This window comes from Mucilaginibacter ginsenosidivorans, assembly GCF_007971025.1.
Classification (GTDB): Bacteria; Bacteroidota; Bacteroidia; order Sphingobacteriales; family Sphingobacteriaceae; genus Mucilaginibacter; species Mucilaginibacter ginsenosidivorans.
This window is the reverse complement of the sequence record NZ_CP042436.1, coordinates 723,803-737,381: the sequence shown is the minus strand read 5'-3', so window position 1 is coordinate 737,381 and position 13,579 is coordinate 723,803. Positions and strand designations below refer to the sequence as shown.

At 44.6% G+C, this 13,579-nt stretch carries 15 protein-coding genes; 9 read left to right on the top strand and 6 right to left on the bottom strand.

From position 1 onward, the window contains the following. Positions 1–37: 37 nt before the first annotated feature. The 5 genes from FRZ54_RS03395 to FRZ54_RS03375 all read left to right on the top strand — a co-directional run bounded on the left by FRZ54_RS03395 (position 38) and on the right by FRZ54_RS03375 (position 3,866). Positions 38–601, top strand: a complete 564-nt coding sequence (locus FRZ54_RS03395) for a dihydrofolate reductase family protein (protein WP_147030243.1) — start codon at positions 38–40, stop codon at positions 599–601. A 315-nt stretch (positions 602–916) separates the two neighbouring features. Beyond that, complete coding sequence (locus FRZ54_RS03390) at positions 917–1,849, top strand: FAD:protein FMN transferase (protein ID WP_147030242.1); 933 nt, start codon at positions 917–919, stop codon at positions 1,847–1,849. A 12-nt stretch (positions 1,850–1,861) separates the two neighbouring features. Continuing rightward, on the top strand, positions 1,862–2,083 hold the full coding sequence (locus FRZ54_RS03385) for a DUF4266 domain-containing protein (RefSeq protein ID WP_147030241.1): 222 nt from the start codon (positions 1,862–1,864) through the stop codon (positions 2,081–2,083). 28 nt (positions 2,084–2,111) lie between these two features. Then, positions 2,112–3,404, top strand: coding sequence for a DUF3570 domain-containing protein (locus FRZ54_RS03380; RefSeq protein ID WP_147030240.1), 1,293 nt, complete (start codon positions 2,112–2,114; stop codon positions 3,402–3,404). A 30-nt stretch (positions 3,405–3,434) separates the two neighbouring features. After that, complete coding sequence (locus tag FRZ54_RS03375; RefSeq protein WP_147030239.1) at positions 3,435–3,866, top strand: thioredoxin family protein; 432 nt, start codon at positions 3,435–3,437, stop codon at positions 3,864–3,866. 50 nt (positions 3,867–3,916) lie between these two features. On the opposite strand, the gene FRZ54_RS03370 is transcribed toward FRZ54_RS03375, so the two are convergent. Further along, positions 3,917–5,593 (bottom strand): SulP family inorganic anion transporter, encoded by a 1,677-nt coding sequence (locus FRZ54_RS03370; RefSeq protein WP_147030238.1) that lies wholly within the window; start codon positions 5,591–5,593, stop codon positions 3,917–3,919. Between the two features lie 189 nt (positions 5,594–5,782). Here FRZ54_RS03370 and FRZ54_RS03365 point away from each other — a divergent pair, with 189 nt between their 5' ends. Further along, positions 5,783–6,490 carry a DNA alkylation repair protein gene (locus FRZ54_RS03365; protein WP_147030237.1) on the top strand — a complete coding sequence of 236 codons (708 nt, stop codon included), beginning with the start codon at positions 5,783–5,785 and terminating at the stop codon, positions 6,488–6,490. 6 nt (positions 6,491–6,496) lie between these two features. Here FRZ54_RS03365 and FRZ54_RS03360 read toward each other — a convergent pair whose 3' ends face one another. The 4 genes from FRZ54_RS03360 to FRZ54_RS03345 form a co-directional block, all read right to left on the bottom strand. Continuing rightward, a complete protein-coding gene (locus FRZ54_RS03360; protein WP_147030236.1) occupies positions 6,497–6,907 on the bottom strand; it encodes a hypothetical protein in 411 nt (136 codons plus the stop codon). 89 nt (positions 6,908–6,996) lie between these two features. Beyond that, positions 6,997–7,242 carry a Rossmann-fold NAD(P)-binding domain-containing protein gene (locus FRZ54_RS03355; protein ID WP_147030235.1) on the bottom strand — a complete coding sequence of 82 codons (246 nt, stop codon included), beginning with the start codon at positions 7,240–7,242 and terminating at the stop codon, positions 6,997–6,999. Next, positions 7,239–7,703 (bottom strand): MarR family winged helix-turn-helix transcriptional regulator, encoded by a 465-nt coding sequence (locus tag FRZ54_RS03350; RefSeq protein WP_147030234.1) that lies wholly within the window; start codon positions 7,701–7,703, stop codon positions 7,239–7,241. The genes FRZ54_RS03355 and FRZ54_RS03350 overlap by 4 nt, the downstream gene beginning before the upstream one ends. Positions 7,704–7,765: 62 nt before the next feature. After that, positions 7,766–8,143, bottom strand: coding sequence for a hypothetical protein (locus tag FRZ54_RS03345; RefSeq protein WP_147030233.1), 378 nt, complete (start codon positions 8,141–8,143; stop codon positions 7,766–7,768). A 175-nt stretch (positions 8,144–8,318) separates the two neighbouring features. Here FRZ54_RS03345 and FRZ54_RS03340 point away from each other — a divergent pair, with 175 nt between their 5' ends. The 3 genes from FRZ54_RS03340 (at position 8,319) to FRZ54_RS03330 (ending at position 12,685) form a co-directional block, all read left to right on the top strand. Further along, a complete protein-coding gene (locus tag FRZ54_RS03340) occupies positions 8,319–9,131 on the top strand; it encodes a class I SAM-dependent methyltransferase (protein WP_147030232.1) in 813 nt (270 codons plus the stop codon). A 159-nt stretch (positions 9,132–9,290) separates the two neighbouring features. Then, complete coding sequence (locus FRZ54_RS03335; protein ID WP_147030231.1) at positions 9,291–11,039, top strand: ATP-binding response regulator; 1,749 nt, start codon at positions 9,291–9,293, stop codon at positions 11,037–11,039. Between the two features lie 62 nt (positions 11,040–11,101). Beyond that, positions 11,102–12,685, top strand: coding sequence for a CotH kinase family protein (locus tag FRZ54_RS03330; RefSeq protein WP_147030230.1), 1,584 nt, complete (start codon positions 11,102–11,104; stop codon positions 12,683–12,685). A 3-nt stretch (positions 12,686–12,688) separates the two neighbouring features. Here the strand turns inward: FRZ54_RS03330 and FRZ54_RS03325 are convergent, their stop codons facing one another. After that, a complete protein-coding gene (locus FRZ54_RS03325; RefSeq protein WP_147030229.1) occupies positions 12,689–13,576 on the bottom strand; it encodes a hypothetical protein in 888 nt (295 codons plus the stop codon). Between the last annotated feature and the right edge of the window lie 3 nt (positions 13,577–13,579).

Genomic DNA, 13,579 nt, shown 5'->3' with positions numbered 1-13,579 from the left:
TTTGCTTTGGTTAAACATATTTATAAAAATAAAACTCATGGGAAAAATAGTTAGTCTGATCAACACCACGCCGGATGGATTCGTGGATAGTCAATACGTTATTGCCGATGCCGAATTTCACGAATTTGTACACGGGCTTTTGGCAGACAGCAGCACAGTAGCCTTTGGTAAAAATAGTTTCGCGTTGTTCCAAACCATATGGCCGGCGATCCTGGAAAAAGAAGGTCAGCCTGAATCACAGTTAAGAATGGCCAGGGAGCTTACGGATATGCCCAAGGCGGTTTATTCTTCAACGCTAAAAACCACTACCTGGAGCAATTCTTCGATCGTCAACACAATTGATGTCAACAAGATGAACACATTTAAAAAAGAGGGACAAAAGGGCCTTTTAACCATTGGGAGCCCCGGTCTTGTTGCTGCGCTAACCCAAATGAAACTGGTAGATGACTATTATTTTTGCATTCAGCCGGTTATTGCAGGCAGTGGAAGCGTACGATTTTTTGATAAGATAAGCCTGGATGCGCGTCGGCCCCTGAAATTTGTGGACAGTAAGTTGTTAAGATCGGGGGTTATGATCATCCATTATCAACGCGCTATTTGAAAAGCCAAGCCCCGATCGGACAAGAGTTTTGCGCAAGTTGGATTTGAGGCGCATACAACAACGGAGGCCTGCAGGCAAAAAAGATAGTTAAGTACCAACCTGATATTGATATCATTGAAAGCCTCCGGCCAAAAGCCCGGGGGCTTTTGTGTTAGATCGAGCGCAAAGGCTAATATCAATTGTTAATTAATGTTAAATTATATGTTTTAACACTCAAAAAGGTGTTTTTCATGTAAACTTCAGAATCTGAACGTAATATTGCTGTATCTGGATGTATGGCTGTAAGGTATTTGGCCATTTTTCTACTATAAGGGTATGGCCGAAAAAGCTGCATTTAAAAGAACATGCAAATTAATGGGCAACCGTTTCGAGTTAACGGTGGTATCAGATAATGAGGCGTGGGCCAATCAGAAAATTGATGTCGGCATTGCCGAGATACAAAGGATAGAGCGACTGCTAACTACCTTCAGCGATGACAGCGAAACAAACCGGGTAAACAATAATGCCTGCATTAAGCCCGTTAAGGTGAGCGGTGAAACATTCGATCTTATCAGGCGCTCGATCAGAATTTCGGAGATAACCCAGGGAGCGTTTGATATTACTTACGGTTCTATAGACAAACGGCTATGGAACTTCGATCAGAACATGACCTCGCTGCCTGACAGGGAAACAGCGAAAAAAATGATAAGGCTGATCAACTATCGCAATGTAGTACTGGATGCTGAAAAAAGCACTGTTTATTTGCGAGAAAAAGGAATGCGGATAGGTTTTGGTGGCATAGGAAAAGGCTACGCCGCGGAAAGAGCAAAACAAATATTGCGTGAACAGGGTGTAGAAAGTGGAGTGGTGAATGCTTCCGGTGACCTGACGGCGTGGGGCCTTCAACCAAATGGCAGGCAATGGACGGTAGGTATAGCCAACCCCGATCTGCCAGAAGGTGTTTTTTCATACATGTCTATTACTGGGCTGGCGGTAGCAACATCAGGTAATTACGAAAAGTTTGTGATGATTGACGGTAAGAAATATTCGCATACCATTAATCCGCGGACCGGGCTGCCTGTAACGGGTATAAAAAGTGTGACGATTATTACAACTAATGCCGAAATAGCTGACGCTATGGCCACGCCGGTGATGATAATGGGAATAGGGACAGGTTTAGATATGATAAACCAGATAAAAGATATTGAAGCGGTGATCATAGATGACCACGACCGGATGTACACGTCAAAGAACATAAATATAAAATAATACCCCTTAAATATGACAACCAGAATAGCAAGACTTACAGGATGCCTTTTAATTGTAATAGGTGCATCATCCTGTGTTCATTTGAAAGAATACCAAAAGAACAGGATCAATGATTCGGAAATGGCGTTGAGCAACCGGAAGGTGGAAAAAAACGAATTAAATTTTCAATCGTACCGCGAAGCGGCTTCAGGAGCAAACGCGGGCAAAACAGGTGGCGGATGCGGATGCAATTAATATTCCTCACAGAAAAAAGTAAAAGATCATGAGGAAAGTATATTTATCCGTTTTAGGATTTGCACTGGTATGCCGGCTGAATGCTCACGCCCAAACCACACAGGATACTTTAAGCAAGACCAAGGCGCCAAGTTTATATACGCCGGTCGATCAGCCTTCGGAAAACACGTATAATCCACAGGCATTGCATGTGGACGAGATCAACCTGGTATCAAGTTATTATTTACAGAATGGGAACCACTCCGCAGTTACAGGAGGTATAGGTACAGAACATGTCACGGACATATCTAACGGTATCGATCTGAAATTGCTTTGGGGCGATCCGAAAGTATTGACAAACTCGTTAACGTTTGGCCTTGGCATTGATCATCACACGTCGGCCTCGTCGGCCTATGTGAACCTGAGTGGCGCATCCAAACAGGGCGGAAGCCGGGTATACCCATCAATTGACTGGACAAAGGAAAATATAAAAAAAGGCAGCAGCTTCGGCTTAGGTGCGTATTATTCGGGCGAATACAATTATAAGTCGTTGGGAGCCGATCTGCATTTTTCGCAAAAAACTGCGGACAGAATGGGCGAGTTCAGCGCGAAGATACAGGCATATTTCGACCACGTGACGCTGATATATCCGTCAGAGTTTGTACCGACATCAACAACTACCGAAGACATAGTAGTAACCAACGCAAGCAGTAGCGGCGGCCACGGCGGAAGAGCAAATATACCCACAAGCCCAAGGAACACTTACACGGCATCCCTCAGCTATTCGCAGATCATCAATTCGAGGATGCAGATCATGTTCCTGGTTGATGGAGTGACACAAAATGGTTACCTGAGCCTTCCTTTTCACCGGGTTTATTTTAATACAGGGAAAGATACGATCGAAAGACTTCCATCGACGAGGTTTAAGCTGCCGGTTGGTTTCAGGCTGAACTACTTTGTTGGGGATAATATCATCGTCCGAACGTATTACAGGTACTACCTCGACAGCTGGGGGATACGATCGAACACGGCTTATGTTGAGGTTCCGGTCAAGATCACGCCATTTTTATCGGTATCGCCGTTTTACAGGTATTACAACCAATCGGCGGCGAAGTATTTTGCGCCGTACGGTGTTCACGATCAAGCAGATGAATACTATACCAGCAACTACGAATATGCGAAGTTTACGAGCAACTTTTTCGGGGTTGGTTTCAGGGTAGCTCCGCCGAAAGGGGTGTTCGGGTGGCAAAACCTGCACGACCTGGAGTTGCGTTACGGGCATTACTCGCAGAATACCAACCTGGTATCGGATGTGGTGTCGCTGAGTCTTAGTTTTAAATAAATAATGGTTCTACAATAAAAGAAAAACGATATGAAAGTGTTAGCCATATTTTTTATGATGTTTTTGCCGGGGGCAAACTGGATGGGCGATTTTGACGCTGCTAAAACGGAAGCGAGCCACGAACATAAATTGATCCTGATCAATTTTTCAGGGTCGGATTGGTGCGGGCCATGTATCCGGTTGCGGTCGGAAATACTTGAATCGGCAACGTTCGTAAACTATGCATCGAACCACCTGGTGCTGGTACGTGCTGATTTCCCCAGGCAAAAGAAAAACCAGCTGCCCAAGGACCAGGTAAAGCGTAATGAGGCGTTGGCTGATAAGTATAATAGCGACGGGAAATTCCCGTATACATTATTGGTTGATGAACATGGCAAGATTCTCAGGACGTGGGATGGTTTTCCTAACGAAACGCCCGATCAGTTTGTGTCTGATATTAGCAACATCCAAATGGATCAATAGCAAACTCTCTATTATAGAAATATGGGCCACCTTTTAAAAGGTGGCCTTTTTTATAACTCGTCAATTGGATTAGCGGTTTTCAATTGCTGTATGATCATATCAGCCCTTTGGATGGCCTGCTCAAATGTAGCCGTAACATTGGCCTTTCCTATTTTGAAAAGCAGCCGCGACTTTTGTAATTCATTAGTAACCTGCTGATAATTTACTTCAGCTAATATAACCTTGCCTCCCCTTTTTGATGTTTCCTCGTTAATGTCGGTTAGTACCCTTATACCAGTACTGTCAATGATCGGTACGTTGCGCATCCTGATGATCAGCAAAGGTTTATGTTTGTCGATCAGCCGTATCGCCTCCTTAAATTTCCAGGCGGCGCCAAAAAAAAGCGGGCCGTTGATCTCAAAAATTGCCACTTCTTCCGGCAGATTGTATGCGGCATCTTGTTCCGGGGTATCATCATTAGAGTCGCCCGCTTGCAGCACCGACGTCGACTGTACCATTTTGCGCAGAAAAAGGAATGCGGCCAGTATCATACCAATCTCGATTGCTACGGTCAGGTCGATAAATATGGTTAGGGCAAACGTGGTCAACAAAATAGTTATATCGCTTTTAGGCCCCCTGAGTACATACCTGAAACTGTCAACCTCGCTCATGTTCCAGGCCACCACCATTAATATTCCGGCAAGTGTCGGCATTGGAATAAGCGCTGCCCATTTCCCAAAGAACATCATGATAAATAATAAAGTGAGCGCATGTACAATACCTGCAACAGGTGTGCGTGCGCCGTTTTTTATATTCGTGGCCGTACGGGCTATGGCGCCGGTAGCCGGGATGCCGCCAAAAGCAGACGAACAAATATTTGCGATCCCCTGTGCAATTAGCTCGGTATTTGAGCGATGGTTACCGCCGATCATACTGTCTGCAACAACAGCAGATAATAACGATTCGATACTGCCGAGCAGGGCTATGGTAAAAGCCGGCCGGATAAGATGCTGTATGGTGGCAAAGCTTATACCCGGCAGCACAGGTTGTGGTAAAGTAGAAGGGATGGCGCCAAAACGGCTGCCGATGGTTTCAACAGGAAGATGAAACAGGCTAACCGCCAATGTTGTGATCAAAATGGCAACAAGCGAACCCGGTACTTTTCCGGTTACCCGTGGCCATACCAGTATGGCGATACAGCTAAAAATGCCAATCCCGATAGCGTACAAGTTCACCGTTGAAAAATGATGACCGTATGCGATCCATTTGCTAATGAAATCGGCCGGTACGCTACCCATTTTTAACCCGAAGAGATCTTTAATCTGTGAAGAAAAAATAATGACGGCAATACCCGAAGTGAAACCAACGATCAATGGATAAGGGATAAATTTAATAGCGCTACCCAAACGGGCAAAGCCCATAATAATAAGCAGCAGTCCCGCCATAAAAGTGGCTATAATGAGCCCATTTATACCATATTGTTGGACAATACCATACACCACCACAATGAAAGCGCCGGTTGGGCCGCCTATCTGCACACGGCTGCCGCCAAGCACGGAAATAATAAAGCCAGCGATGATAGCAGTAAAAAAGCCCTTCTCGGGTGTAACGCCCGATGCAATGGCGAAGGCAATAGCCAATGGAATGGCCACAATGCCGACTATAACGCCTGCAATGGTATCCTTGTAGAATTGCTGCCGCGAATAATTACGGAGTGTATCAATGATCTTGGGTCTGAATACGGCCATTTAATTTATAGTTTTATGCACACTTTTTCAAAATTACAAGCGTACCAAAAGCAATGTTATGATTAGAGATCAGCCAGAAAAGTGATCTATATCATTTTTTAAAATAATACTGTTATACTTAGTGGCTTGTCAGTTGAAATAATTGTTGTTTTTTCTTATTATTTTAGTTGTATAAAATCCCGAAAGCATATGACCGTAGGCGAAATAATGGCCGAATTGCAGGCGAACGGCAATGACGGCATTAAGAAGATACTGCTTAAACACGGCGTTAAAGAGCCTTTTTTTGGTGTCAAAGTGGAGTTTTTAAAGACAATACAAAAGCGGGTGAAGCACGATTACCAGCTGGCCAAAGACTTGTTTGATACCGGTAACGCAGATGCCATGTATCTGGCCGGACTGATAGCTGATGATGCCAGGATGACAAAGGCAGATCTCCAAAATTGGATTGAAAAAGCCTTATCCAATAATATAAACGAATACACCGTGCCTTGGGTTGCTGCAGAAGGCAAACACGGTTATGAACTTGGCATGGAGTGGATCGATTCGAGTATCGAGCATATTGCAGCGGCGGGGTGGGCTACCTTAAGCAACTGGATAGCCTTGAAGCCGGATAACGAGTTGGATATTGAAGAGCTGAAGGCACTTTTGGACAGGGTTGAAAAAACCATCCATACCTCGCCCAACCAGGTACGGTCGACCATGAACGGGTTTGTAATGGCGGCAGGTATTTATGTTTTATCTTTAACGGCAGATGCCAACCAGGCGGCAAAACGAATCGGCGATGTGATGGTTGATAAAGGCGATACCGCTTGCAAAGTACCTGATGCGGTTACTTATATCCAGAAGGCGAAGGACAAAGGCAACCTCGGCAAAAAGAAAAAGACGGTGAAGTGTTGAATAAATTTACTGATCGTCTGTCGCTTCCCTGGTAATGGTGATCTTATAGGAATAGATATTAACGCCGTTCGAGATAGAGACTTGAGCGGTGTATTCGAGCTTTCCGGTATGTTTGTCCTTGCTTGCCTTCAGTTTGCCGCCTGTATATAAATAACCCTCGTTATTGATGCCATCATGAATAATACCTCCGTTGCTGAGGTATATTACCCGCACAATACCATCCCTCACTTTCAATTTCAGGTCGCTGTAGGTTGCGCTGATAGAGCTGGCATAGTTGAAGTAATCTACATTTCCATAGTAATGGCCATCAGGAAGCGTCTTGATGGTAGTGTCGGCGGACTTAACGCAAGTACGGGCGAATACATTTGTATTGAAAAATACAAGGAACAGGCCCGGAATAAGGAGATATTTTTTCACCCTGAAATATAACCGCACTAAAAATTGTAAACAATCAAGGTCTTTCCATTTTTGAAAAGACCGATCAATGTAAACAAATATAAATAAAGTCAATGCTTATTATTGCCGTTAAGGCTCTCCCAGCTTATGGCACCGAATAGCAGGTCCAATCCTTTGTTGGATAGTTCGAAATTTCCGTATTCTGTCCTGGTCACCAGTTCCTTGTCGGTTACAAAGGTAATTGCAGCAGCTATGTCAATATTTTCGACGGGCGCGCCTAAAAAATTTTTTTCCTTTATATCTTGAAGCAGGGCTATAATTGTTGTTTCTTTTAACGTTGAATTTTGCAGGGTCATACATTAGGGCTTAAACTTTTTAGGGATTTTTCATCGATGCAAGCCGCGAGATTTTGCTCGATCTTTTGAGTTACTTCATAAAATAAGGAAAGGTCGTGGTTGGAAATGCCATTTTTAGAAAGCTGATCGATATGCATTACTTTCTGCGAGATAAGGGGCGCCATTTCTCTGCCCCGGGCTGACAGCGAAACGTAATGTTGCCTCCTGTCGTCGGGGTTTACCTCGATATCGACAAGCTGGGCTTTATTGAGAGTTAGCAGCAGGTGAACTATCCGGGATTTATCTACTTTGAGCAGTTCGGCCAGCTTATTCTGTGTAACCGGTGCTTTCTGGGCCGAAAGGATAAGAATGGCTGCGAAGCAGGCATCTGATTCGAATACCGGTATTTCGCAGGATAAAAGTCTCGAATATAATTTACTTATACGCCGCAGGTTTTGCGACAACAGTTGTAAAGAGTGCATAAAAAATTCTTTTTGATGATGTTATTCGTTTGGGTAGCTCTTTTAAGCCAGGTGAATAACCATCAAACTCTGATTATGCGATTGGAAAGATAGCAGTATCGCTGGTCGGGAAGATGCCGGACAGAGCAGGGTCTGATCAACGTGTAGAGGCGCAGATTACCTGTTTTAAATACTGGGGGCATAGCGGAATCCTTGTAAACCTTTTTGAATTCCTTAAATGTTTTTTTGTTATTAACCGTGTATTTCTCGGTCAGGCTTACTGTTGTATAATTTTCAGATTTCCTTTTGAATATTGAATTTGGGTTGTGGTGGCCGGCGCGCGCGTGGGCATTCGGAACAAAAAAAAGGTGGGTTGTAGCCACCGCAAAATAAACCGCCACAAGCAGCAGTACGTGCCAGCTTCCGAAAACCGATGCCTTGCCAGGGTTTGTAGTACGCATATCTATCTGACTATAAAAATCGGAAAAACTTATGTAAAAAAGAACTTTCTCGTCATTATTTTTAACTCTCTGTTAATGGATTGTCAAACATTTAACATAAATCTATTAAAAGATGACACGAAAGTTCGCTGTACCCGCATTCAATATATCTTTACCTGGTAAACCGACCTGAATTATGGCAACCAACGAAACCTTCAAATTTACCGGCCAGGACGCTGAGAATTACGACTATTACATGGGGCCGATAATTTTTGAACCTTACGGCCGTTACCTGGCTGCGCAAATAGACGCTGCCAGTGTGAGTTCGGCGCTGGAAATAGCTTGCGGCACGGGCAGGGTAACACGCCATATTCGAAAAGCTTTAGCACCTTACGCCAAACTCGTAGCATCCGATCTGAGTGCAGATATGCTGGCCATTGCCAAGCGCGAATTGAACAACAACGGTATCGAATTCAGGGTGGAGGATGCGCAGAACCTCTCGTTTCCTAATAATACGTTCGACCTGGTAGTATGCCAGTTCGGGATGATGTTCCTGCCGGATAAGCCTAGGGGGTTTGCCGAGATATACCGGGTACTTAAGCCGGGAGGCAGGTTTATGTATTTCACATGGGACGACACATTGAACATACCACTATATAAAATACTCATCAACGAGACGGTGGTACCGAATTTTGAAGGTGAAGACACCACTCGTTTCTTTACGCCGTTTTCCTTGTATGAGACCGCCAAGCTTGAAGCTTTTTTAACAGATGCAGGCTTCCATAACGTTCGGGCAAATCATGTTGCGCTTAAATCGGGGCCGTCAACAGTGGAGAATTTGATCGATGCTTTTTTCCTTAAACACCGGCTTGGCAGAGAAGTAGCAACTGTTGACCCTGCCCTGCCCGTGCAGCTCGCCGGTAAAATGGAGAAGGAATTTATACATCAGTTTGGAACGGGTGAGGTACGGTGCGATCTTTCGGCCTTTTTAACCACGGGGATAAAGTAAATTTGTCCCGCAATATAATTTTACCGCTCACGTATTAAAATTACGGTTCAATTCGTTTATTTGCGCCTTGAGCATACCTGAACTTTTAAAACTTTTCTATCGTTTAAAGGTTGAGTTTAAGTGACTAAGCATGAGCGCCGCAGATCCTTTTTTCCGGTAATGAGAACGATTACCGACAAATATCACCGCCTTAAGGAGGAGGACAGGCATCCTAACCCTCTTTTCGATATCAAAGATGTTTCGAAGAGGACCTACCAGTTGGGTATAGCCGCCCTGTTAGCAGGCGTTGGCCTTTCGGTTTATAGTTCGTATCTCGGCTTATACGCCTCATCAATTGTAGTGGCTTCGTTTTGCTTTGCGATACTGCTGGTGATGCTGATGAAATATAACGGTCACATTGGTAATCTCACCATTTTTGTGATCTCGATAGTTTGTGGGCTGCTTATAGCAAATACTTTTGTTGAAGGGCTGCAAACGGAAGACTATCTTTATTTTTTCCCTATACTGGTTGCAGTGCCGATCATCGTCGATCTGAAGCAAACGCAATACAGGGAGTCGGTCACTTACATTTCTATTATTGTACTCTCGTTTATCATTTGCGTCGCCATTGGCCGGAATATCCACCCATTTGAGGAAATAACGGCTTTCCAGGTCCGCAGGATATCATTTGTGAACAGGATAACGGCAATTGCTTCGACCATTGTTTTCGCTGTAGCATATCTTTTTTTTGAGAAAAAATATATTAATGAGCTTGTCGACCAGAGCAACCGCGTGATAGAAGCCCGCACGCGTTTTTTAGCCACAATGGGGCACGAATTGCGCACACCGCTTAACGGCATCATTGGTGTTGTGAATTTGCTTAAGCAGGAAAAGGACCCCGAGCGGCAGGAGGAGTACTTCCAGATACTGAAGTACTGTTCTGACCACATGCTGCACCAGGTGAATAATATTCTGGATTTTAACAAAATAGAAGCCAATAAACTGGAGATACACCCCAGCGAACTGAACCTGCACCAGCTGCTAAATAACGTGGGCATGCCTTTCAATGCGCTTTTCCACGAAAAAGGGCTGAAGTTAGTTACGGAGATCGATCCCCGGCTTGATGTAGCGGTTATGGCTGATGACGTGCGGCTGATACAAATATTCAATAACCTGTTATCCAATGCACTTAAGTTTACCGATGCGGGTCACGTAACGCTGGCCGCGGTTTGCAAGAACAAAACGGTTAGGGGTATTGAGGTGAGCTTTACAGTTGCAGATACGGGCATGGGGATAGCTAAAGGCGACCAGCAAAAGATTTTTGAAAGTTTTGGACAGATATATCACGAGGATACAAAAAAAGTAACAGGAACCGGTTTGGGTCTCACCATTTGCGCGCGTTTGCTGCAATTGATGGATAGCGAATTAAAAGTTGTAAGTACCGAGGGAAAAGGCAGCAAGTTCAGTTTCGATGTGAAATTTGACCTCGCCGGAAATGACAAGAGATCCCCGCAAAAGCAACCGGGCGAAGAGCCTAACCTGGATGGTGTGCGCCTGCTGCTGGCTGAAGACAACCAACTGAATATGATGGTTGCAAAAAAGATACTTACCGGGTATAAAGCTGAGGTGGTGCCGGTGTACAACGGGCTCGAAGCTATTGAGGCGCTGCAAAAGGACAGCTCGTTCGATATTATCCTTATGGACCTCGAGATGCCGGTAATGAGCGGTTTCGAGGCCATTTTTCAAATAAAGAGTCATTATCCAGCTATCCCTGTCATTGCTTTCACTGCGTCGCTGGTTGACCAGAACATGATGAAGGACCTGGTAGCCACCGGCTTTGCCGATGTGATGTTAAAACCTTTTCAACCCCAGCAGCTCCTGTCGGATATCCGCAGGCACTTGCCTCAGTCGCCGGTTCCGGTCGCCTGATATTTTCATAATAACTAAATAACTATTATATTAGTTGTTCTTTTGCTAATAAATATTTTAGAATGCACATTTTTATCACGTCTTTTTCGACGCGCATCAATACTTGCACGCTAAAGGCGCTGCGTGTCTTTTTCATTGTAGCTATAATTTTATCGGGTTGTAAAAAAGACAAGAAGCCTGTTGTTACAACAGACCCACCGGCTGATATCTATATGACTTTTGAACAGGCTAACAACCAGGGAAAAATACACGAGTATGTTATTTGCAAATTGCAAGGTGATACCCTGAACGGGGTACTATCGTCATTACAGGATACCACCAAATTGCTGGCGCCGAGCTTTATTGTTGCTGACGGCAGTACGCTCAAGGTAAACGGCATAGTACAAAAAAGCGGTGTTACGATTAATGATTTTAAAAAGCCCGTTACTTATACTTTAACAAGGGCTGATGGAACCAATAAAAATTATACGGTTAACATTACCAGGTATTCAGGCCTGCCCATTTTTTATCTGACCACGGCGTCGCCTGTTGTATCGAAGGATAATTATGTTACAGGGACGCTTAAAGTGGATGTAAATGATTCGCCCTACCAACAAGACGTAACCAGCATTGACCTTCAAATAAAAGGCAGGGGAAATTCGACCTGGGATATGCCCAAGAAACCTTATCGCCTGAAATTCAATAAAAAAACCGGGATGCTCGGATTCCCTGCAGCAAAAAATTGGGTTTTGCTTGCCAACTACGCCGATAAAACCCTGATGCGAAATGCGATAGCATTTGAAATGGGCAAACAATTTGGCGCAGATTTTACCCCCTCAGGAAGATTTGTTGAAGTGGTAATGAATGGCGAATACATCGGCAATTATTATATGACGCAACAGGTGGAAGTGGACCCGAACAGGATAAATATCACCGATATAAAGACAACTGATAACACCGGCGATGCGGTAACCGGCGGCTATCTGCTGGAACTGGACCAGCGGCTTGGCGAGGTGAATTATTTTTACACAACTCATGGTTTGCCCATCAACCTGAATACACCGGACAATACTACGACCGATCAGTTCAATTACATCAAGCAATATATCCAGGATACAGAGGATGCTATTTTTGCAGCAAATTTTGCCGATCCCGTTAACGGCTACGCAAAATATATCAATGTCGATTCGTTCATCGATTGGTACCTGGTTAAGGAGATCATGAAGGACAACGACGCTAAAGACTACAGCAGCATCTACTATTATAAAGACCGAAACGGGAAACTAGGTATGGGGCCGCTTTGGGACTTCGACCTTGCTGCCGGCAATACCAATTACAGCGATTGCCAGTACCCCACTGGTTGGTGGATCATGAATTCGACGTGGTTTCAAAGGCTTTTCCAGGACCCTGCCTTTAAGGCGAAGGTCAAGGCAAAATGGAACGAACTTAAAGGACAGAAGTTGCCCGGTATTCTAACTTTTATTGATCAGACAGCCAAGCAACTTGATCTTTCACAAGGCTATAATTTTCAGCGTTGGGATATCCTGCATATCTATGTGTGGCCAAATCCGGTCGTTACCGGGTCCTACCTGAACGAAGTGAAATATACCCGCGACTGGCTTTCGCAGCGGATAAACTGGATGGACCAGCAGATAAGCACATGGTAGCGTTCACCTGCTTTTTTTCAAAAAAGGCTCGTTTAGCAGGAAAAGAAGAAAATTATCCGGGTTGGCAATGATCTTGTCGTGCTCGTGCAGGCTGTGAATATAAGCCAGCCTGTTTTGTTGCAGCATTTTTGGCGTCAACAGGCTTTCCTCTGTACTGATGTAAGTGAGCTTCGCGGTGTCAAGCTGTCTCATCATGTCTTTTGTTTCCCCGTCTGTGCCACCGTGGTCGGTATAAATATCTATGAAGCGATGCGCTTTATCCGCCTTTATCCATGCCACATATTTTTCCGTTTCTGCATAAAGGGAATCGAACAGGATAGCTTCGTCAATTGACATTTGCCCGTTTTGAATGATACGCGCCATAACCCGGTAGGCGCCGCTATGGCCCGCCAGCAGAATATGGCCCGGAACTGTGCTTTTTCCGACCAGGTGCTTTGACCGTAAGCCCTCCATTACATCAGCAACGAGCGATTTGAACATCCCGGGATATTCTAATTTGCCACCATAACTATCCGGTGCGTTTTTGGCTGTTTCCGCTAAAACCAAAACGGCATTCAGGTGTGATGCAAGGAATTGCCGTGTAAGCTGGTAGTGTTCGGCTGCCGTATCCACATTATTGAACCAGCCATGAAACAAGAAAATAATATCCACCGATCTTTGGGCATCCAGGTCTTTAGGAGCGATGATCAGCACTGTGCTGTCGTTATAATGCCCGGAAGCTGCATAAAGCACCTTATTGTATATATGCCCCTTCGCCCGGCCCGTATCGGGGAATGAGGTATGTGCCGATGTGATATGAAAAATGACCGCATCTTTTTCGGACTGAGCAAAACAATTACTCGGGCCGGCGGCCAGCAATACAATGAACGCTAAAAGAATAAGTGATCTCATACG